General features: G+C 70.4%; 21 protein-coding genes and 1 pseudogene. 12 read left to right on the forward strand and 10 right to left on the reverse strand.

All coding sequences use genetic code 11. The features are described 5' to 3' along the window. Nucleotides 1-68 precede the first annotated feature (68 nt). The 4 genes from Cco03nite_RS01665 to Cco03nite_RS01680 all read left to right on the forward strand — a co-directional run bounded on the left by Cco03nite_RS01665 (nt 69) and on the right by Cco03nite_RS01680 (nt 5,486). A complete protein-coding gene (locus Cco03nite_RS01665; protein WP_203688105.1) occupies nt 69-1,196 on the forward strand; it encodes a substrate-binding domain-containing protein in 1,128 nt (375 codons plus the stop codon). A gap of 8 nt (nt 1,197-1,204) precedes the next feature. Next, the gene (locus tag Cco03nite_RS01670; RefSeq protein ID WP_203688106.1) at nt 1,205-2,872 is read left to right on the forward strand and encodes a heparinase II/III family protein; all 1,668 of its coding nucleotides are present in this window, start codon (nt 1,205-1,207) and stop codon (nt 2,870-2,872) included. A gap of 136 nt (nt 2,873-3,008) precedes the next feature. Continuing rightward, nucleotides 3,009-3,878, forward strand: a complete 870-nt coding sequence (locus tag Cco03nite_RS01675) for an AraC family transcriptional regulator (RefSeq protein WP_203688107.1) — start codon at nt 3,009-3,011, stop codon at nt 3,876-3,878. Between the two features lie 213 nt (nt 3,879-4,091). Continuing rightward, nucleotides 4,092-5,486: a carboxylesterase family protein gene (locus Cco03nite_RS01680; RefSeq protein WP_203688108.1), complete on the forward strand. Its 1,395-nt coding sequence runs from the start codon at nt 4,092-4,094 to the stop codon at nt 5,484-5,486. Nucleotides 5,487-5,499: 13 nt separating this feature from the next. On the opposite strand, the gene Cco03nite_RS01685 is transcribed toward Cco03nite_RS01680, so the two are convergent. After that, nucleotides 5,500-6,141: a M23 family metallopeptidase gene (locus Cco03nite_RS01685; protein WP_203688109.1), complete on the reverse strand. Its 642-nt coding sequence runs from the start codon at nt 6,139-6,141 to the stop codon at nt 5,500-5,502. Nucleotides 6,142-6,281: 140 nt separating this feature from the next. Next, the gene (locus Cco03nite_RS01690; RefSeq protein WP_203688110.1) at nt 6,282-7,682 is read right to left on the reverse strand and encodes a cellulase family glycosylhydrolase; all 1,401 of its coding nucleotides are present in this window, start codon (nt 7,680-7,682) and stop codon (nt 6,282-6,284) included. A 181-nt stretch (nt 7,683-7,863) separates the two neighbouring features. Between Cco03nite_RS01690 and Cco03nite_RS01695 the strand changes: the two genes are divergently transcribed. The 3 genes from Cco03nite_RS01695 (at nt 7,864) to Cco03nite_RS01705 (ending at nt 9,624) form a co-directional block, all read left to right on the forward strand. Continuing rightward, nucleotides 7,864-8,250: a VOC family protein gene (locus Cco03nite_RS01695; RefSeq protein ID WP_203688111.1), complete on the forward strand. Its 387-nt coding sequence runs from the start codon at nt 7,864-7,866 to the stop codon at nt 8,248-8,250. 67 nt (nt 8,251-8,317) lie between these two features. Continuing rightward, entirely contained in the window at nt 8,318-8,728 is a 411-nt protein-coding gene (locus Cco03nite_RS01700) for a PadR family transcriptional regulator (protein WP_239167035.1), read from the forward strand. Next, nucleotides 8,728-9,624, forward strand: coding sequence for a permease prefix domain 1-containing protein (locus Cco03nite_RS01705; RefSeq protein WP_203688112.1), 897 nt, complete (start codon nt 8,728-8,730; stop codon nt 9,622-9,624). The genes Cco03nite_RS01700 and Cco03nite_RS01705 overlap by 1 nt, the downstream gene beginning before the upstream one ends. A 53-nt stretch (nt 9,625-9,677) precedes the next feature. Here Cco03nite_RS01705 and Cco03nite_RS01710 read toward each other — a convergent pair whose 3' ends face one another. Both Cco03nite_RS01710 and Cco03nite_RS01715 read right to left on the reverse strand, forming a co-directional pair. Beyond that, nucleotides 9,678-10,103, reverse strand: coding sequence for a hypothetical protein (locus Cco03nite_RS01710; RefSeq protein ID WP_203688113.1), 426 nt, complete (start codon nt 10,101-10,103; stop codon nt 9,678-9,680). Nucleotides 10,104-10,221: 118 nt separating this feature from the next. Then, nucleotides 10,222-10,668 (reverse strand): hypothetical protein, encoded by a 447-nt coding sequence (locus Cco03nite_RS01715; RefSeq protein WP_203688114.1) that lies wholly within the window; start codon nt 10,666-10,668, stop codon nt 10,222-10,224. Between the two features lie 138 nt (nt 10,669-10,806). Here Cco03nite_RS01715 and Cco03nite_RS01720 point away from each other — a divergent pair, with 138 nt between their 5' ends. Together Cco03nite_RS01720 and Cco03nite_RS01725 are read left to right on the forward strand one after the other, a co-directional pair. Beyond that, nucleotides 10,807-11,238, forward strand: coding sequence for a SigE family RNA polymerase sigma factor (locus Cco03nite_RS01720; protein WP_203688115.1), 432 nt, complete (start codon nt 10,807-10,809; stop codon nt 11,236-11,238). A gap of 159 nt (nt 11,239-11,397) precedes the next feature. Continuing rightward, a complete protein-coding gene (locus tag Cco03nite_RS01725; RefSeq protein WP_239167036.1) occupies nt 11,398-12,867 on the forward strand; it encodes a recombinase family protein in 1,470 nt (489 codons plus the stop codon). Nucleotides 12,868-12,950: 83 nt separating this feature from the next. On the opposite strand, the gene Cco03nite_RS01730 is transcribed toward Cco03nite_RS01725, so the two are convergent. Beyond that, complete coding sequence (locus Cco03nite_RS01730) at nt 12,951-13,265, reverse strand: hypothetical protein (RefSeq protein ID WP_203688116.1); 315 nt, start codon at nt 13,263-13,265, stop codon at nt 12,951-12,953. Nucleotides 13,266-13,953: 688 nt separating this feature from the next. Here Cco03nite_RS01730 and Cco03nite_RS01735 point away from each other — a divergent pair. After that, nucleotides 13,954-14,271 (forward strand): hypothetical protein, encoded by a 318-nt coding sequence (locus Cco03nite_RS01735; RefSeq protein ID WP_203688117.1) that lies wholly within the window; start codon nt 13,954-13,956, stop codon nt 14,269-14,271. Between the two features lie 190 nt (nt 14,272-14,461). Here Cco03nite_RS01735 and Cco03nite_RS01740 read toward each other — a convergent pair whose 3' ends face one another. Then, nucleotides 14,462-14,998, reverse strand: coding sequence for a hypothetical protein (locus Cco03nite_RS01740; RefSeq protein WP_203688118.1), 537 nt, complete (start codon nt 14,996-14,998; stop codon nt 14,462-14,464). 131 nt (nt 14,999-15,129) lie between these two features. Here Cco03nite_RS01740 and Cco03nite_RS01745 point away from each other — a divergent pair, with 131 nt between their 5' ends. Both Cco03nite_RS01745 and Cco03nite_RS01750 read left to right on the forward strand, forming a co-directional pair. Next, nucleotides 15,130-15,621 carry a winged helix-turn-helix domain-containing protein gene (locus Cco03nite_RS01745; protein ID WP_203688119.1) on the forward strand — a complete coding sequence of 164 codons (492 nt, stop codon included), beginning with the start codon at nt 15,130-15,132 and terminating at the stop codon, nt 15,619-15,621. Then, on the forward strand, nt 15,588-16,196 hold the full coding sequence (locus Cco03nite_RS01750; RefSeq protein ID WP_239167038.1) for a transposase: 609 nt from the start codon (nt 15,588-15,590) through the stop codon (nt 16,194-16,196). Before Cco03nite_RS01745 ends, Cco03nite_RS01750 begins: the two co-directional genes overlap by 34 nt. A gap of 151 nt (nt 16,197-16,347) precedes the next feature. Here the strand turns inward: Cco03nite_RS01750 and Cco03nite_RS01755 are convergent. From Cco03nite_RS01755 to Cco03nite_RS01770, 4 genes and pseudogenes are all read right to left on the reverse strand, one after another. Further along, nucleotides 16,348-17,198: pseudogene (locus tag Cco03nite_RS01755) on the reverse strand (IS5 family transposase). Further along, nucleotides 17,171-17,545 (reverse strand): hypothetical protein, encoded by a 375-nt coding sequence (locus tag Cco03nite_RS01760; protein ID WP_203688120.1) that lies wholly within the window; start codon nt 17,543-17,545, stop codon nt 17,171-17,173. The pseudogene Cco03nite_RS01755 and the gene Cco03nite_RS01760 overlap by 28 nt, the downstream one beginning before the upstream one ends. Before the next feature lie 86 nt (nt 17,546-17,631). Continuing rightward, nucleotides 17,632-17,862 (reverse strand): hypothetical protein, encoded by a 231-nt coding sequence (locus Cco03nite_RS01765; protein ID WP_203688121.1) that lies wholly within the window; start codon nt 17,860-17,862, stop codon nt 17,632-17,634. After that, nucleotides 17,859-18,704 carry a DUF2637 domain-containing protein gene (locus Cco03nite_RS01770; RefSeq protein WP_203688122.1) on the reverse strand — a complete coding sequence of 282 codons (846 nt, stop codon included), beginning with the start codon at nt 18,702-18,704 and terminating at the stop codon, nt 17,859-17,861. Before Cco03nite_RS01770 ends, Cco03nite_RS01765 begins: the two co-directional genes overlap by 4 nt. Between the last annotated feature and the right edge of the window lie 345 nt (nt 18,705-19,049).

Here is a 19,049-nt window from a genome sequence, read left to right on the forward strand (position 1 = left end):
CCGTGCCGCCGCCCGCGTCCGTGCACAATCGAGCCCGACGCGCGCGACACCACCGTGGAGGCCAAGCCGTGACCCTGTCCGAGCCCCCGCTGCTGCCGGACCAGCGCCGCGAACGGCTCCTGGCCGACCTGCACGCCCACGGCACGCTGCGGGTCAGCGAGATCGCCCGCGCCCTCGGCGTCACCACCGTCACGGTGCGCCGCGACATCGCCCAGCTCGCCGACGAAGGCGCGATCGAGCGCGTCCACGGTGGAATCCGGCTGCCCCGCGGCGGCGACGGGCAGCCGCCGTTCAGCGTCGCCGTCGAGGAACCGGGCCGGTCCGTGAGCACCGACGAGGCGTCGCTGCCCGCGGTCGGCATGGTCGTGCCGTCGCTGGACTACTACTGGCCGGAGATCGTGCGCGGCGCGCGCGACGCCGCCCCCGACGCCGGGGTGCGCATCGTGCTGCGCGGATCGTCCTACGACGACGTCGCCGACGTACGCCGCCAGACCGCCTGGCTGCTGGAGACCGCCGGCATCCAGGGCCTGCTCATCGCCCCGCCCACCATCGGCGACGAGGCCGCGCGCCTCATCGACTGGCTGGCCGGGCTCGACATCCCGGTGGTGTTCCTCGAACGCACCGCCACCGTCGGCCTGTATCAGGAGCACGTCGAGTCCGTCTCCACCGACCACGCGTTCGGCGCGAGCCTGGCCGTGCGTCACCTGGCCGCGCGCGGCCACCGCCGGGTCGGTTTCCTGGCCTCGGCCAGCAGCCCGCACACCCCCGCCGTACGGCGCGGCTGGCAGCAGACCGTCACCGCGATCGGCCTCGAACCCGACGCCCCCGAGCTGATCAGCCCCGATCACCGCGACCCGCGCTGGGACGACGAGATCGACCGCGGCATCGACGCCTGGCTGGCCAGTGGCACGACCGCGCTGCTGGCGCACTCCGACCGGGAGGCGATCTCGCTGGTCGCCCGCTGCGAGGAGCGCGGCATCCGGGTCCCGGACGACCTCGCCGTCGTGGCGTTCGACGACGAGGTGGCGGGCCTGGCCAACCCGGCGCTGAGCGCGGTCCGGCCGGCGAAGTACACCATCGGCGAGAGCGCGATGCAGCTGCTGTCCAAACGCCTGCAGGACCCGGCGCGGCCGGTGCACCGGGTGCTGATCAGCCCGCAGCTGATCGTGCGCGACTCCAGCGGCCCGCGCGGCTGACGGCCGCGATGACCGGCAGCGCCCTTCCCCGCCCGGCGGGCGAGCTGACCTCGCTGCTGCGCGACATCCGCGCCGCGGCCGCCGACGACACGATGCCCGAACTGGGCTACCGCGCCTACCGCGACTACTTCGACACCGGCAACCGCCTGCGGTACGAGCGGCGCTACTTCCGCCGCCGCGCCCGGCTGGCCGCCCGCGCCGCCCAGGCGCTGCTCGACCCGGACACCGACCTCGGGCCGCTGTCGGACACCCTGTGGTCGGTCTGCGACGAGTACACCTGGGCGCTGCCCGCGCACGTGCGCCACAGCGCCGACCAGGACCGCGGGCCCGAGCAGTGCCTGGACCTGTTCGCCGCGGAGACCGCGCACACCCTCGCCGAGACCGTGGCCGCCCTCGACGGCCGCCTCGACCGGCGCGTGGCCGACCGGGTCCGCGCCGAGGTAGAGCGCCGCGTCTTCACCCCCTACACCGACCCGCGGCCGCTGAACTGGGAGGGCTACGCCAACAACTGGGAGGCGGTGTGCGCGGGCGCGGCCGGCATGGCGGCCCTGGCGCTGCTGCGCGGCTCCCCCGCCGACGCCTCCCGGCTGGCCGCCATGCTCGACCGCAGCCGTGCGGCGATGGACCGCTACCTGGCCGGGTTCGGCGGCGACGGCGGCTGCGCCGAGGGCGTCGACTACTGGGTCTACGGCTTCGGCTACTTCGTGTACTTCGCCGAGGCGCTGCGCGAGCACACCGGCGAGGACCTGCTCGACTCGGCGAAGGTGGCCCAGATCGCGGCGTTCCCGCACCGGGTGGCGCTGGGCGGCGGCGCGTACGCCCCCTTCTCGGACGCCTCCGAGCGGCCGTGGCTGCCGGCGGGGCTGCTCACCCGGCTGGCCGAGCGGTTCGGCACCCCGCCCGCGCGGGTCGTGCCGTCCCTGCACGACGACCACTGCTACCGGTGGGGGCACCTGTCGCGCACCCTCGCCTGGTTCCGGCCGGCCCTGCCGGAGAGCGCTGTCGAGGCGACGAGTCTCCTGCCCGACCTGGCCTGGGTCGTCAGCCGGGGCCGGTTCGCGTTCGCCGCCAAGGGCGGCCACAACGACGAGCCGCACAACCACAACGACCTGGGCCATTTCGTACTGCACACCCGCGGCCGCAGCGTGCTGGACGACCTCGGCGCGGGCGAGTACACCGCGGGCTACTTCGGCCCCGACCGATACGACCACCTGCACCCGTCGGCGCGTGGGCACTCCGTGCCGGTCGTCGACGGGCAGGTCCAGCTGCCGGGCCCGGACCGGGTCGCGAAGGTGCTGCGCCACCACGACGACGGCGAATCGGTCTGCTTCGACCTCGACCTGACCGCGGCATACGGGGTGGCAGGGCTGCGGTCGCTGATCCGGCGGTTCCGGTGGTGGCCCGCCGGACGCCTGGAACTCGTCGACGAGATCGACACCGAGCGGGACCTGCCCGTCGAGGAGGTCTTCGTCAGCCGCCTCCAGCCGTCGCTGTCGCCCGGCTCCGCGGACTGGGACGGGCTGGTCACGCTCACGCACGGCTGCTCGGGGACCGCGGTCGAGGAGGTCGTCGCCACGGACCACCACGCCCGGCCCGACCGGGTGTTCCGGCTGACCTGCACCACGACGGCACCGGCCGGACACTCCGCCCACCGGTTCGTGTTCGAGCTCAGGTAGGCGCCGCCGCGTGGCAGACCAGGCTGCACCGGCCTGCCGCGGTGACGCCGCCCCCGTCCGCATGATCGGATCGGTCCGCCACGATCGGGCGGGGCCAGGGGTGCCTCGGCCAGGCTTGACGGCGAAGGGAGGCCACATGATCTCGGCACTCAACCGGCTCGTCGACCTCGTCGAGCAGCACCTCACCGAGGAGCTCGACCTCGGCCGGCTGGCCGGTTCGCTCGGCACCACCGAGTACCACCTGCGCCGGATGTTCTCGTCGCTGGCGGGCATGCCGCTGTCGGAGTACGTCCGCCGCCGCCGCATGACCGTCGCCGCCGCCGACGTGGTGCGCGGCGAGGACGACCTGCTGGGCGTCGCGGTCCGGTACGGGTACGGCTCGACCGAGGCGTTCGGTCGCGCGTTCCGGGCCGTGCACGGGGCGAGCCCCGGCGACGTCCGCCGCGACGGCGGCCCCCTTCGCACACAACCGCAGCTCAGGTTCCGCCTGACCGTCGAAGGGAGCATCCCCATGGACACCCGCATCGTCGACCGCCCCGCGTTCCGCCTCATCGGGCACGTGGCCCGGGTTCCGCTGATCCACCACGGCGTCAACCCGCACATCCAGCAGCACATCGCCGCCCTGCCGATGGCGGAGCACGCCCGGCTGAAGGCCCTCAGCAGCGCCGAACCGGCCGGTCTGCTGCAGGTCACCGACGGCGTCGACCCCGACGCGGTCGAGGGCACCGAGCTGACCTACCTGCACGGAGTCGCCGCCGCCGCCGACACCCCCGCACCCGGCGACCTCGACGCCATCGAGGTGCCCGCCGGGCGCTGGGCGGTCTTCAGCACCTCCGGACCGCACCCGCAGGCGCTCCAGACGGCCTGGGCCGCCACCGCCACCGAGTGGTTCCCGTCCAACCCGTGGCGGCTGCGGCCCGGTCCGTCGATCGTGGCGATCCTCGACCGCGCCGCCGACTTCAGCACCGCGACCTGCGAGCTGTGGCTGCCCGTCGAAGCGGCGTGACGGCCGCCGCGACCTGAGACGGCGGCCCGGCGAACCCGCCGGGCCGCCGTCGTGCCTCCTACGGCCAGGCGCCGGCGACGACCCTGCCGAGCCTGCCGGTGCGGTGCATCAACGGACGTCTCCGGCATATGGTGGCCTCGTCCCGTCGCGCCGCGGATCTGCCCCACGGCATGCCGTTCGACGCCGATCGCCGAAGGAAGGGCAAGGTCACCGGTGCCGTCTGCCACCCCCGCCCCCCGTAGACAAACGGCTGCCGCCGCAACGGCTCCGCAGGAGGTGCTGGTCGCGGTACGCGGTGGCACGCTGCGCGGGCGGCAGGAGGACGGGCTGACGGTGCTGCGCGGCGTACGGTATGCCACCGCGCCTCGGTTCTGCCCGCCGGTGCCGGAACCGGCCTGGTCCGGGGTCCGCGACGCGGTCGAGCACGGCGGGGTCAGCCCGCAGCCGCAGGCCCGGCCCGGTTCCGCCGGTGGCTGGCCCGAGATCGGCGTCCAGTCCGAGGACTGCCTGAACCTGACCATCGTCACCCCGGCGGCCGACGGCGCACGCCGGCCGGTGCTCGTCTGGCTGCACGGCGGCTCGTACCGCTCCGGCGCCGGCTCCTGGGACCGCTACCGCACGGACCGGCTCGCCCGCGAGGGCGACGTGGTCGTGGTCAGCGTCAACTCCCGGCTCGGCGCGCTGGGCTACCTGGCCGCACCGGGCGTCTCCCCCGGCAACCTGGGCCTGCTGGACCAGCTCGAAGCCCTGCGCTGGGTCCGCGACAACGCCGCCGACCTGGGCGGCGACCCGGACAACGTCACGCTGGTCGGGCAGTCCTCGGGCGCGCACTCGATCGCCTGCCTGCTGGGTGTGGCCTCGGCCCGGCCGCTGTTCCGCCGGGTCGTGCTGCAGAGCCCGCCACTCGGGCTCGGCCTCGGCGGTGCGGTCGACACCGGACGGCTGGGCGAGCGCTTCCTCGCCCGGCTGGGCGGCGATCCCCAGACGGCGTCACTGGAGCAGGTGCTCGCGGCACAGCAGGCAGCCGAGCGGGACGTGTCCGGGCGCGGGTTCACCCCGGCGTACGGCCCGATCGCCGGCGCGGAGCCGCTGCCCGACGCCGACGGCTGGGCGGCGGCCTGCCGGGCGGGGGCGGTCGACCTCGAAGTCGTCGTCGGCACCACCCGCCGCGAGATGGCGTACTTCCTCGGCGGCGGCCCGCTGTCGCAGCGGGTGCCGCTGGTCGGCCGGGCCGTCGAGAACGGCCTCATCAGCGTGTTCACCTGGACGGCGTTCACCCGGCCGACGCTGCGGTTCGCCAGGCTGCTGGCCGGAACCGGCGCGCGGGTCTTCGTGTACGGCATCGACGGCCCCGCTTCGGCGTCGCCCTACCGGGCCGGGCACTGCAGTGACCTGCCGTGGCTGCTGGGCGACGAGGCCGCCTGGGCACAGGTGCCGATGCTCGCGGGACAGCTCTGGGACGACGTGCACGAGCACGGCCGGCCGCTGCGTTCGGCGTGGCTGTCGTTCGCCGCCGGCGGTGCGGCCGCGCTGGCCGCCCACGGCTGGGCGCCCTACCAGGGCCGGCGCGCCACCGTGCACCGCTTCGGCGCGGGCCGGGGTCGCTGACCTCGCGACTCGGCTACGGCTTCGCGCCGGTGCAGTTGTTGCTGGTACGCAGGACGGTGTACTCCCGGTCGTCCTGCGTGATGCCGGACGGCGCGCCGTCGAACCAGCTCTCCACCGTCTGCAGGCCGCGGCGCTGCTCGTAGTGCAGGTGCGCCGCGCCGGAGTCGCCGGTGCTGCCGACCTTGCCGAGCTGCTGGCCCTGCTCGACGTCCTGGCCCTCCTCGACCATCGGCGGTTCGAGCAGGTGCATGTACACCGTCGTCCACCGGCCGCCGTGGTCGATCTTCACCCAGTAGCCTCCGCCGCTGCCCCGCGGGCCCTGCGGGTTGCGCTGCGTCCGCCCGCCCAGCTCGCCGTTGATCCCGGCCTCGACGACCGTGCCGCCGTAGGACGCGAGCACCGGCCGACCCCAGGACTGCCCGGACATCGGGAACATGTCGACGTCGTCCGCGCCGTGGCCGGGATAGGTGCCCAGCTGCCACTTCTCCCCGCACGCGACGGGCAGCTGGAACAGCGGGCGGGGCCCGGCCGGCCACAGCCACAGCGCCGCGCCGGCCACGACGGCGATCGCCGCGACGATGCCGAGCGTGCGCAGCACACGGGTACGTCGGCGGCGGCCGCTGAGGCGTTTGCTGCTGCGGTAGACGGTCGGCACGCACCGAGCATGCCAGGCCCTGGCAAGGCCGTGTGCCCGGTCGCGGCCCACCCGGCGGGGCCGATCGGCCTGCGCCGATGCCGCCCGACGGCATGGAGCCGGGCCGGGGTGACGCCCGACCCGGCTCCAAACGTCGGTGATCAGCTCGCGGTGCAGGTCACCGCGGGAATTCCGTTCGTGCCGTTCCACGAGCCGAGGAAGCCGAAGTTCGTGCTCGCCCCGGCGGACAGGCTGCCGTTGTAGCTCACGTTGCGGGCGGTCACCGCCGATCCGCTGCTGGTCACCGTGGCGCTCCAGGCCTGGGTGACGGTCTGGCCGTTGGCGTAGGTCCAGGTCACCGTCCAGCTGGTGATCGCCGACGCGCCGGCGGTCACCTTCACGTCGGCCTGGAAGCCGCCGGGCCACTGGCCCACGACCGAGTACGCGGCGGTGCAGCCGCGCCCGCTCGGCGACGGCGGCACGCTCGGCGATGGCGAGGTGCTCGGCGAGGCCGACGGGCGCGGCGACGCGGAGGCGCTGGGCGACGCCGACGGGCGCGGGGACGCCGAGGCGGTCGGCGACGGCGTGCCGCCGAAGATGGTGGCCTCCTTCGCGGTGGCCTTGATGCCGTTGGGGCCGTTGAAGATCCGCAGGCCCCACGTGGTGAGCTGCGCGGGGTCGAAGTTGACGGTCATGTCCAGGTACGGGTCGTTGTTGCCGGCCCAGGACCAGCCGAGGTAGCCCAGGCCGCGCGCGTTGGCCTCGGCGATCAGGGTCTGGTCGTCGACGTTGCTGGACGAGCGCTGCCACCCGAACTCGCCGATGACCAGCGGCCAGCCGTTGTTCTGGAACCGGTCGAGGTAGTCGCGGATCGCGGTGGCGGTGTTGAACACGTCGTACATGTGGATCGACAGCACCGTGTTGCGCTGGGTGTCGGCGTTGAGCACCGTCTGGGCGTTGTCGCGCATGACGTACTGCCAGTCCTGGCCCCAGTTCGGCGCGTCGACCATCAGCAGGTGCTGGAAGCCGTTGGTGCGCATCTTCTGGATCGCGGCCACCGTCGCGGCGGTCCACTGGCCGGCGTCGGTGTTGCCGATGGGCTCGTTGCCGATGTTGATGACGACGTAGTCCTCCTGGCCCACCAGCACGCTCTTCTGGCTGATCCAGTAGTTGGCGGCCTCGTCGAGCGAGGCGGCCGCGCCGTCCTCGCCGTACCCGGTGGTGTCGTGCACCTCCAGGACGCAGATCATCCGGTTCTGCTTGCACAGCGAGATCACGTTGGCGACGTCGTTGGACGGGCCCCAGCGCTTGCCGCTGCCCAGCACGACGCGCACGGTGTTGGCGCCGGCGGCCTTGATGTCGGCGAACGAGCTGGTCTGGCCGGTGAACCAGACGTGCTCGTGGTTGACGCCGCGCATGATGAAGTTCTGGCCGTTGGCCTCGACGATGTTGCGGCCGCTGATGTGCAGGCCGACGGCCGCCTCAGCGGGGCTGACGGCGACGAGGATGGATGCGGTGGCCGCCAGCACGGCGACCCCGACGGATGTGAGCAGTCTTTTCATGACCTACCTCTGGAGGAGGCCCCAGACAGGGGCGGATCGCGTCATGCCCGCAGGCGTGTATGCCTGATCGCTGATCGCTGCCCTGGCCCATCCGCGCGTCGGTCAGCGTATGCGCATTCGTCGGTACGTGCAACTAATGCAAGCCGGGCCCGACGGCCCCGCGGCACGCGATGATCGGGGCATGGAGGTTCTCAGCAGCCGCGTCCTGATCCGCCCGGCCGACCTGGAGTCGTCGCTGCGCTTCTACCGCGACGTGCTCGGACTGGCGGTGTACCGCGAGTTCGGGCCGCCTGACCATCCCGGCGTGGTGTTCTTCCTCGGGCAGGGGCTGCTGGAGGTGTCAGGCCGGTCCGACATCGGACCCGCCGGGCCGGTCCGGATCTGGCTGCAGGTCCGCGACCTGGGTGCGGAGCACGAGCGGCTCGTCGGGCTGGGCGCGGTGATCGTGCGTGAGCCGCGGCGCGAGTTCTGGGGGCTCGACGAGATGTGGATCGAGGATCCGGACGGGGTGCCCATCGTGCTCGTCGAGGTGCCCGCCGACCATCCGCTGCGCCGCGACCAGCGCTGACGTAGCCACAGGCACCCGTCACATCGACTCTTCTTGCACTAGTACTTTATCTGTTACAGTACTCGACGTGCCCGAGATACCTGACAGCGATACCTTCCTGGCGAGCGACGCGTTCGCCGCCGACCTCCTGCGAGGGCATACCGACACGATCGTGTTGGCGGTCCTCAGCCAGGGCGAGAGCTACGGCTTCGAGATCTTCAAGACGATCCGCGACGCCACCGGCGGCGCATACGAGATCAAGGAAGCCACCCTCTACGCCAGCTACCGCCGCCTGCTCAAGGACGGCCTGGTCGAGGCCTACTGGGGCGACGAGACCCAGGGCGGCCGGCGCAAGTACTACCGCATCACCGACGCCGGACGCGCCGTGTACCACGACAACGTCAGCGCCTGGGAGATCACCCGAGGCCTCATCGACACCCTGCTCGAACTAGGCAAAGCCGCCCGCCCCGGCGGCACGCGACCCGGAAGGCGGCCGTGATGACCGACGACAGCCTGGCGATCCACCGCCTGCTCGACGAGGCGTACGCCGGAATCGAGATGACCCCCGAAGTGCGCGACCTCAAGGAGGAGATGCGGGCCAACCTCGTCGCCCGCATGACCGAACTCCAAGGCTCCGGCATCGGCGGCGCCGACTCCGCCCGACGTGCCATGGCCGAGCTGGGCGACATCCGCGCCATCGTCACCGAGACCGCCACGGCACCGGCCACGGCGCCCTGGCACGACCAGCGGGTACGGCCGCGACCGGCGTACGTCGTCCGGACGCTGCTGCTGTCACTGCCCGCGGCGGCGGCGCTCGCCGTGCTCGTGTGGTCGGTGCTCGACACGGCGGTGCTCGGCTGGCAGCCGCTCGCCGGCGCGGTGCTGGCCCTGGCCGGCGGTGTCATCGTGGCCGACGCGCTGCGGCAGGAGACCACCTCCAGCTATCCCCTGCCCACAGGACGCGCGCTCGGCTACGGCGGGGCCGCGACACTGGGCCTGGCAGGGGCCGGCTGCGTGGCGGCCGCCTATCCCGAGTGGCCGGTCGGACCGCTCGTCGCCGCCGGGGTGCTCGTGATCGCCTCCGCGGTCGTGTTCACCTACCTGGGCGTGACCCAGACCAACCGCCACAAGCCGTGGATGGTCCGGCTGCAGCGCGAACACCAGGAGATGTCCGACGTGTTCGCGGGCGACCCCGCCGCCGCCGCCCGGTTCGGCATCTACAGCGCGGCCGTCTGGATCGCCGCACTCGGGGGATTCGTCGTGCTGACCCTCACGGCCGGCTGGGCCTGGTCGTGGCTGGCCCTGCTCGGCGGCACCCTGGCGATGCTGCTCATCATGGCCCGCACCATGTTCCGCCCGCGCGGCCCGCAGCCGCACAGCCCCGCACAGCGCTGACCTCCGGCCGGGTGCGATAGCACCCGGCCGGACCCCGGCACCGCCCGTGGCCGCTAGGCGATCCGGTACGAGACGTCGCCGGTCATCGGGATGCCCTCGCCGCCCACGACCCTCAGCTCACCGGCCCCCGCCACCAGCGACGGGCTCAGCGTGCGAGCGTTCCTGACCTGGAAGGTGAATCCCTCCCGGACGGTGTCGTCGCCGCGCGGCTGCGCCACGTAGAACTTCTCGACACCCCCGCGGGCCCAGCGGCCGTCGGCGGTTCTGGCGTAAAAGTAGACCGTTTCCGTGCCGTTCCTGGGCACCGCGATCGCCACGGTGTGGCTCTGCCCGTCGTACAGGTGCCGCCACCCGACCGAGCTGGTGTCCCGGCCGCCGCACAGGGCGAGGAACAGCGGGCGGCCGCTGCGGTTGTGCAGGGTCAACTGGCGGTTCGTGTCGGTGACGAGCCATGTTCCGCCACCGCTGCCGGTTCCCAAGATCGCAAATGGATCCATGTGCCGCCGCTTCCCGCAAGGCTTCGAGAACACCGACATGGTATCGACGCGCGTGCGAACCGACATGGCCGTGAGGTGAAGAGTGCGCGTCCGGACGGGGTCACCCCTGCGATCGGACGACGCCGGGCTTGCGCCCCGACCACACGCCGCTGACCCGGCGCAGGACGAGGTCCTTCGCGCGCAGCGCCAGCACCCGCTCGTGGAACTCGGCGCGGCGGTCGTCGGGCAGGTCCTCGATGAAGGCGCGGTACCCGTGCGTCAGCGACCAGCGCCAGAGGGTCTCGGTGTCCGGGAACGCGATGGCGACCTCGGCGAAGTCCTCGCGCAGATCGACGAAACCCGCCGCGGCCAGCAGGTCCGCCGCGTCGACCGGCGTGCCCATGCTGCCGTTGGGCGGCAGGAAGGCGGCGAACTCCCCGAACAGCTCGTTGAGGCGTACGCCCAGCTCGTCGGCGGCCGACACCGACGGCCCGCCCTTGCTCCGCGCGCTGCCGCCGGTGAACGCGAACCGCCCGCCGGGCTTCAGCACCCGGTACGCCTCGGCCACGCCGGCTGCGGGTTCGTCCAGGACGTGGCCGATCCGGCGTCGTGAGGCAACGGGGTTTCGCCCGGACCGGGCGAGAATACCGGTGCGCGAATCCCCAACCCGTGGACGGCGAACCGCGTGTTGGTGGGGAGGTGACGGATGGACAGGTACGACGGTTTCCACGACTTCGTCGTCGCGCGTGGTGGTGCGCTGTCGCGCACGGCATACCTGCTCACGGGTGAGCACCATGCGGCCGAGGATCTGGTGCAGACCGCGCTGGCCCGGGCGGCGGCCCGGTGGCGGCAGATCCTGGAGCAGGGCGAGCCCGAGGCGTACGTACGCCGAATCATGATCAATGAGCGGATCACGTGGTGGCGCAGGCGTCCCGCGCGGCCCGTCGCGCAGGTGCCCGACCGGCCCGGGCCCGACGAACCGCATCAGATCCTCGACCGGATCTCGCTCGGGCAGGCGCTGGACACCCTGACCCCGCGGCAGCGCACGGTCGTGGTGCTGCGCTTCTACGAGGACATGTCCGAGGCGGACACCGCTGCCGCCATGGGCTGCTCGATCGGCACAGTTTTGGGTCCATAACAGCTAAGGTTCGCGGTAGGTGGCCAACGTTTCATGTTTGGGCAGGTGAGGGCAATGGTAGGGCCGCGTTCGCGCCGCCAGGGGTCGGGTTCGGGTCCGCGTCGGCGGGTGTGGGCGTCGAAGGCCGAGTTGTTGGCCGGTGGTGATCTTGCATCGGCGTTGACGTACGAACGGGCCAGCAAAGACAAGAAGAAGCAGGGCAAGTCCGTCGGTGATCAGCACAAGCTGAACATTGCCGAGGTCACGCGGCACCAGTGGCGGCATGGCGAGTCGTTCTCCGACAACGACGTGTCGGCGTCGCGGCACGCGAAGGTCAAGAAGCGGCAGGGGTTCGAGGACCTGATGGACCGCATCCGGTCGGGCACCGATGACGTCCTCGTCGTGTGGGAGATCTCCCGCAAGGAGCGTGATCTGGCGGTGTACGTCATGATCCGCGACTTGTGCAGCGAGGTGGGGCTGAACTTCTGGCTGGTCGGCGGGCAGTTGTTCGACCTGCGCGACCGCAACGACCGGATGATGCTGGGCTTCCAGGCGGTGCAGGCGGAGTTCCAGTCCGACTACATCCGCGACAACGTGCAGCGGGGCGTGGACGGCGCGGCGGCCTCGGGCCGCCCGCACGGCAAGCTGACCTACGGCTACGAGCGGATCTACCACTCGCGTACCAAGGCCCTCGTCGAGCAGCGCGCCGACGAAGAGGTGCACACCGCCACCGGCGCGGACGGGACGGTGACCGAGTACACCAAGGCGGGCGTGGTCCGGGAGATCTTCGAGAAGGTGGGCGACGGTACGCCGCTGATCCGGATCGAGGAGAGCCTGAACGAGCGCGGCATCCCGGCAGCCCAAGGCGGACTGTGGCGGCGCGGGATCGTCCGGAAGATCGCGTTGAACATCGCCTACATCGGTAAGCGCTCGCACCACGGCGAGATCACCGACGGCATCTGGGAGGGTCTGGTCAGCGAGGACACGTACTGGTCGGTGCGCAACATGCTGGAGAACCCCGACCGCACGACGTGGAAACCCGCACGGGCCAGGTACCTGCTGTCGTACATGGTCAAATGCGGTAAATGCGACGGGCCGCTGTCGGTGGGCAACGTCAACCGGCACGGCTGGAGCGGGCAGGTGTACTCATGCCTGTACAAGCGGTGTGCGGCGGTGAAGATGCAGTACCTCGACGAGTACGTGGAGCGGATCGTGGTGGCGTGGCTGGCGCGGCCGGAGACGTTCGAGAACCTGCACCGCGTTTATGACGGGTCGGCGGCGGCGCAGGCCCGAGGGCTGGCCGAGCAGTTGAAGTCGGAGTTGGAGGAGTGGCGGGTCGAGGCTGACCTCGGGCACGTGACGGCGGTGTCGTTCGGGCGGGCCGAGATGAGCCTGCTGCGGCGCATCGCCGAGGCGGAGGCCAAGGCGCGGGAGGCGGGTATCCCGCCGGTACTGCGCGGGATGATCGGCCCGAACGCCGAGGCGGACTGGGCGGCGCTGGGCGGCGACGTGGCCCGCAAACGCGAGATCATCAAGGAGATCCTAGAGATCAAGCTGTTGCCTGCGGGCAAGGGCACGCGCAAGTTCAACGGGGATCGGGTTGCCAAGCGGTGGCTTCTTCTCGACGACAACGCGCAGGTGCCCGTCTAGGTCAGGGCTGTCGCTCAGGGACAAAGGTGCGCCAGCCTTAACGCCGCGCCGTACGTACTGCTTGATCGTGCCCTCAGCCAACGCTAGGCGCCGCCGCCGAGTTCGTTGATCCGGGCGCGGATGCGTTCCACATGGTCACCCATCGTGAAAAGCAGGAACCGCCGCGGATCGTCGGCGGATGCTCGGGCGAGAACCTTGGCGAGTTGGTCGTATCGGGACTGCGCATTCTCCAGTTCTGGGACCAGTTCGACCAACTGCTGCTCAGGTGGCATCGCACGGAACTGCCTGCCGAGATCTTCATGGAGTGCGTTCACGACCGGGTCGTTGAGCCGAGCGTCCACCACCTCGGGATCGGTGGGATCGAACGCAGAGGGGTCACTATCTGGGCTGTATCTCATGTCTTCGCTCTTTTCGACCGATGCAAGCCTGAGGGCCGGCGAGCCTCACGAACCCCCGAGGCGTTCTCCGTACGTCTCCATCCACGGTAGGTAACGATCGGTATCCCAACCTTCAGATCGGTAGGTCCTGCGGGTGGGGTAAACGACTCCGGCCATTCCTGCCTCCTCGGCATCTTGCGCAACCCGCCATTGGCCGACAGCTCCATCAACAGGAAGTAGAGGGCGGCCGTTCAACATCACGTGGATGTGGTCCATAACCCCATCTTCGAATGAGTCGAAGACGACGAGCTCGCCGAAACATGCGCTGTTGGGGTTTGGAGGATAAGGGTCTTGGACCCGCGCTGGCCCATTCTCCCAGCGTGTGTCCGACGGCCCATTCAAATACAGCTGATTCTCCGGGTCGGAGCAGGTGTTCCGCGTTGAGTGGCGGCCCGACTGGCGGTGGCACGACAACCTCGACGCCCTGAAGCAGAGGCGACTTGGCTTCAATGAATCGAGATTCGCTAGGAAGTCGGACGCGTGCGGAACTTGCCCCTTCGTTGACCAGGACTCCCCGGACTCGAAACCACAGGAGCCATTCCTTCTCCCGGTCGAACACGAAGGCTCGGCCAGGTTCGGGTTCATACGCACGCTCCACGGAGACCGGATCAAGCAGCCTCAGCTCGCCACCGTTGGGCATGGAGCGCCGGTGCGGGTCGACGACGGGCGGCCACATGGTCGGCTCAAGGAAGACAACGACACGCGGCGAGCGCTCATCAACGCGCGCCCTGGATGCCTCCCTCGCGGTGCTTGCAGCGTGTTCTGCCGAACCTCGGGCAAGTTCGACCTGTTCAAAGGCGGCTTTAACTTGGGAGTTGCCGATCTCTACCTGGCGCTTCAGTTCGGGCAGCTGTTGGCCAGCGGTGTTCGCCGAATCGCGGGCCGCACGAGCGGCGGTCCAACCAGCAACGGCTGCTGCTACAGCCCCCAGGGCGGAAACGATCTGAACGCCGTCGACCAGTGTTAGCTTCATTCACATCCTCCCTTGATCGCTGGCGTCAGGCCCAACGATGATCTCTGGAATGCCCAAATTGGAGTCACCCCGAAACGTGCGGCATCATGCCGTCGCTCCGACGTGACAACGATCCTAGAGGCCGAACCCGCCCTCGTGCGCATGGCATCATGTATGCGGCAGCATGAGGGCGCTGAGGCGCGCGTCAGGCTGCATCGCTCACGCTCTCAACAATGCCATCCCGAATACCGGGGATCTTCGTCCAATCAAGCTCGAGGTGGCCGTAATCATTCCAGAATATGATCAACATGCGGTCAAATTCAAAGGGAGTGAGCGCCTTGCGCCGAGTGTCCCTATTGGTGTACGCGCGGATCGTGAACTGCGCGTTCGTGCCTCGCGCGCTTGACCACACAAGCGGCGACCAGGGCTCAATCTCGACGTCATAGCCCGCCTTGGGCCAATTGTCGGATGCATACCAGATAAGCCACTCGGTGGAGATCCAAGCATCCCGATGGGGTCCGTGATCGTAGATCGGCATGTTCGGTGCCCACGGCAGAAGCTGCCAGGTGACGAACCAGCACTGCGGGTCCTTGTCGTGGCTAGGGTCACCAGCGTTGGTGACCATAAGTCCGGGCAGAGCGTCAATAAGTCGTGCCGTGGCCAGGACCCCTGGAGCCTTCTCGGCAAGTTCCGCCCAAAACTCCGGGCAGTTGTCCCATGGCGTTTTGCATGCGTCACACATGGCTCGACCTTAGTGCGTTGGCCGCCTAGACACCTTTCGTAGCGGGGGTCTGGTCCAAGTCCACTTTGAGGCTTTCGGGTGATCGCGGATGTCGTCGGCGGTCGGGTCTGCTGGTGGCATGCGGTACGGCGATGGTGGCGGAGGTAGACGCGGCTGGCCGGGCCAGGCGTGAGCGCCTGCGCGGGCGGGCGGCTGAGATGTTTGCGCAGGGTGTCGGCCCGGTTGAGGTCGCCGCAGCGCTGGAGGTGTCGACGAAGTCGGCCTATCAGTGGCGGCGGGCCTGGGTCGCCGGTGGTGTGCGGGCTCTGGCGTCGCAGGGTCCGTCGGGTCCGGATCCGAAGCTGTCGGATGAGCAACTGGAGCGGTTGCGGGCGCGGCTGGAGCAGGGCCCGGCGGCGGCCGGGTACAGCCAGGACCAGCGGTGGACCCTGGCGCGGGTGGCCACGTTGATCGGGTCCATGTTCCACGTGCGGGTGGGCCTGACCACGACGTGGCAGGCGATGCAGCGCCTGGGCTACACCTCGCAGCTGCCCGTCCACCGGGCCGCCGAGCGTGACGAGCAGGCCGTCGCGCATTGGCGGCGCTACCGGTGGCCTGGGCTAAAAGAGTCGCGCGTCGGCTGAACGCCTGGATCTGCTTCGCCGACGAGTGCGGGCAGACGCTGAGGCCGGTCAAGGCCGCTACCTGGGCTCCGCGTGGCCGCACGCCGGTGGTGTCGGTGACCGCGGCCGGTGGTGTGCGGGTGTCGGTGGCGGGCATGGTCTGTTACCGGCCCGGCGAACGCAGCCGGTTGATCTACCGGACGATGCTGCACCGCGGCCGCAAGGGTGAGCAGAAAGGGTTTCGCGAGAGGGAGTTCGCTGGCCTGCTGGATGCCACCCATCAGCAGCTGGGTGCGCCGATCGTCCTCGTCTGGGATGGGTTGAGCACGCACCGGTCGGCGAAGATGCGGGCGCTGATCGCGTCCCGGCCGTGGCTGCGCGTCTACGCGCTGCCCGCCTACGCTCCGGAGCTCAACCCGGTCGAGAAGGTCTGGTCGGCGATGAAGCGCGGACTGGGCAACCTGCCTGCCCGAACGGCAGAGGCCCTGCTCGAGGCAGTGAAGAACCGCCTCAAGCGGATGCAGTACCGAGCGCACCTCATCGACGGCTACTTCGCTGGAACGGGTCTTTCTCCGCCAGCGCCGACCAGACCCTGACCGCGAAAGGTGTCTAGTCCGATGGCCGCCTGCGCAGGCAGCGCGGGCGGTCATGCTCATACCGGTGCTCTTCGCGATTGCATAGGGCTCAGCCGGTGACGCGACAGCGACTCCGAGCAGCCAAGTCGCTTAGAGCGACCGGCAGTAGGTGTCATTTGAGGCGTCGGGTGGTGGGGCGGGTGTCCCAGCGGTAGAGGGTTCGGGCGCGGCGGATGAGTTGACGTACGGTGACGAGCGCGGCTGCCAGGTACAGGTAGAAGTCGACGATCTTCGCGTCGCGGTCGGTGCAGCGGCGGATCTTGCCGTAGCCGTTCATCCACGAGTTCGTGCGCTCCACCACCCAGCGTTTGCCGACCTGGATCGGTGCGGGCACGCCCTTGCGGGCGATCTCGCCGTGCAGGCCCAGTTCGTCGAGCAGGTCGCGGGTCGGGTTGTTGTCGTAGGCGCGGTCCAGGTGCATGGTCGGGTCGTCGGGCATCGGCCCGACCTGCGCCGCCGCTGCTTCGCAGGTCGGGCGCAGCAGCGGCGAGTCGTGCCGGTTGGCCGGCGCGGACACCACGGCCAGGGGGATGCCGTCGCCTTCGACCTCGGTGGAGCGCTTCAAGCCGCCTTTGCCCCGGTCCACCGGCGAGCGCCCGGCCCGTTCGCCGCCGCAGGGCGCTTGGTGATCGCGCCGTCCACGCTGAGGTCCTGCAACGACAGACCGATCATCTGGTCGTAGGCGGCCAGGGCCAGGGCGTGGACCTTCTGGCCGATCCCGTCCGGCGCCCAGAGCTTGAGGCGGCGGCGGATGGTGCGGTCCGAGCACCCGGTGGTGGCGATGCGTTCGTAGCCTGAGCCGTGGACCAGGGCGTCGATGATGTGCTCGAACACGACCCGGTCGGGGATGCGGCGGCGGTGGCAGCCCAGCGGATGTGTGGGGTCGAACTCCGGGCGCTGGGGAAGTAGTGCGGCGAACTCGACCCAGATGGGGTTCAACAGCGATGATGGCAGGGCGGGCACGGGACTCCTGTCGATGACTGAGCGTAGAGAACTCCGATCATCGATGAATCCCGTGCCCGTTTGCTATCCCTGCCGGTTGTCTGCCCGAATCGCCGCCTACTGCCGGTCTCTCTTACCCGACACAGGGGGAAGTTTTTTTTAAGGGCGTTCGGCGCGACGAACGCCAAGACGAGGGTCAGGTAAAAGACGATGGTGAGCGCGGTTACCTGAGGAGCGGTGGGCATCTCGTCAAAACCGGCAGCGACCTTGAAGCCTTCGAGGGCGGCCAAGGTGAGCGCGAAGGCGAGCAGCCGGAACGGAACCTTGGCGACAAGGCTCCTGACCGAATGGCCTACGCGGTGGCGCACGCTGGCATCGTACTCGCGTCCGCCCACGTGTATCGGGTGCCAACACGCAGAGGGCGTGGCCGCGTCGCGGCCACGCCCTCTGCGTGTCAGGTGTGGTGGTGGGGTTTGTCGGTGCCGAGCAGCCGTGCGATCTTGGCTCGCTTGCTCTCGCTCAGCGGTGGTGCGCTGTCGACGAAGGCTTGGATGTCGGCCTCGATGTCGGGATCGGTCAGGTAGCGGACGAGGCTGCCGGTCGGCGGCGCTGCTGGCTCGGCGTCGTCGGTGTCGTGGTCGGGTTGGCGTTGCCGGGGTGCCGGGCGCGGTCGCGGGGTGTTCATGTTTCGCCTGGTGGTGTGTGCGTCGTCGGGCGTGGCCGAGCGGCGGCGGTGGTGGGTGTGTTCATCGGTGGCTCCTCGTCTGCGTCCTGGTCGGGCGCGTGGGTGTCGTGGGCGCGGAGGGCGCGCACGAGTGCGGTTGCGGTCTGGTTGGACAGGTGGTGGCCGTCTCGGCGTAGTTGCCGGGCCAGGGTGGTGCGGGTCAGGCTCACTCCCGCCGTGGTGATCGTGTTGGCGGCGGTGCGCGCGGCGGGCAGCAGTGCCTGCACGGCGTGGTCCGCGACGGTCGCGGACTGGTCCGCGCCGTCCGGGACCGGTCCGGGTTCGGGCTGGTCGGGTCCGGGCTCGGCCGGTGTGGGGCCGGGCTCGGCCTCAACGGGTCCGGGCGGCTGGTGAACAGCCCCGACGAGGCTGGGTGGTGTGGTGGGGTCGGCTCGGCCCATGGCCATCTTGACCATGGCCAGGAAGCCGAGCGCGGGCAGCGCGGCGGCGATCCAGCCGATGACGGAGTCTTCGGCTTCGACGACCTGGGCTGCCAGGGACAGCGCCACCGCGCACGTGAGCGTCGCGGCGGGGAACAGCACGGGCTTGCCGTGGCGCTTGCGGCGGCGCATCTCCAGGCCGGCGGCGATGCTCGCGGCCTCCAAGGTGACCGCGTCGGCCCACGCGAGCCAGCCTGTCTGGCCGTGGGATGCCGCTACGTCGTGGACGTGGCGGAAGGAGGCCGCCCCGGCGGCGGCTCCGATGGCGAGCATGATGACCGTCTGCACGATCCCCTCGATGCGCTCGCCACGCGGTCGACCGCTTTGCCGTCTGGTGTGGTCGGCCGGTGTCGGGTCAGTCATGTGCCTCCTTGACGGGATGGCTCGTGGGCGGTCGGATGGTCGGTCGGGTCAGGTGCATGCGTGCTGCCTTCCGTGTTGGGTGGCGCTTGGCCCGCAGCGGCGCGGGCCGGGCGTAGTGGTGCGACAACCGGTAATCCGGTTTGTCAGCCGAATCGAACGCGCCCATCCGCTGACAAACGATCTTGAAAACCTGACGGGGTCTGACAATGCAGGTCAGAGCCTTGATCACGGCTGTGTGAGCTGGGTCTCACCGGCCGAGATCGTCGGCTGACAGAGCCGTCTGTCAGCGCCCCGCCCCGCTGACAGCGCCGCCTGTCGGCGCTCGTGCCCGCTGACAGGAGCGCC

The sequence above is a fragment of the Catellatospora coxensis genome, assembly GCF_016862635.1.
Lineage (GTDB): Bacteria > Actinomycetota > Actinomycetes > Mycobacteriales > Micromonosporaceae > Catellatospora > Catellatospora coxensis.

Bases quoted from the DNA above. Each gene is read 5' to 3' on its own strand.
- Cco03nite_RS01670 (WP_203688106.1), top strand. From the start codon at position 1,205: ATGACCGGCAGCGCCCTTCCCCGCCCGGCGGGCGAGCTGACCTCGCTG.
- Cco03nite_RS01675 (WP_203688107.1), top strand. From the start codon at position 3,009: ATGATCTCGGCACTCAACCGGCTCGTCGACCTCGTCGAGCAGCACCTC.
- Cco03nite_RS01690 (WP_203688110.1), bottom strand. From the start codon at position 7,682: ATGAAAAGACTGCTCACATCCGTCGGGGTCGCCGTGCTGGCGGCCACC.
- Cco03nite_RS01695 (WP_203688111.1), top strand. From the start codon at position 7,864: ATGGAGGTTCTCAGCAGCCGCGTCCTGATCCGCCCGGCCGACCTGGAG.
- Cco03nite_RS01705 (WP_203688112.1), top strand. From the start codon at position 8,728: ATGACCGACGACAGCCTGGCGATCCACCGCCTGCTCGACGAGGCGTAC.
- Cco03nite_RS01720 (WP_203688115.1), top strand. From the start codon at position 10,807: ATGGACAGGTACGACGGTTTCCACGACTTCGTCGTCGCGCGTGGTGGT.
- Cco03nite_RS01730 (WP_203688116.1), bottom strand. From the start codon at position 13,265: ATGAGATACAGCCCAGATAGTGACCCCTCTGCGTTCGATCCCACCGAT.
- Cco03nite_RS01740 (WP_203688118.1), bottom strand. From the start codon at position 14,998: ATGTGTGACGCATGCAAAACGCCATGGGACAACTGCCCGGAGTTTTGG.
- Cco03nite_RS01745 (WP_203688119.1), top strand. From the start codon at position 15,130: ATGGTGGCGGAGGTAGACGCGGCTGGCCGGGCCAGGCGTGAGCGCCTG.
- Cco03nite_RS01765 (WP_203688121.1), bottom strand. From the start codon at position 17,862: ATGAACACCCCGCGACCGCGCCCGGCACCCCGGCAACGCCAACCCGAC.
- Cco03nite_RS01770 (WP_203688122.1), bottom strand. From the start codon at position 18,704: ATGACTGACCCGACACCGGCCGACCACACCAGACGGCAAAGCGGTCGA.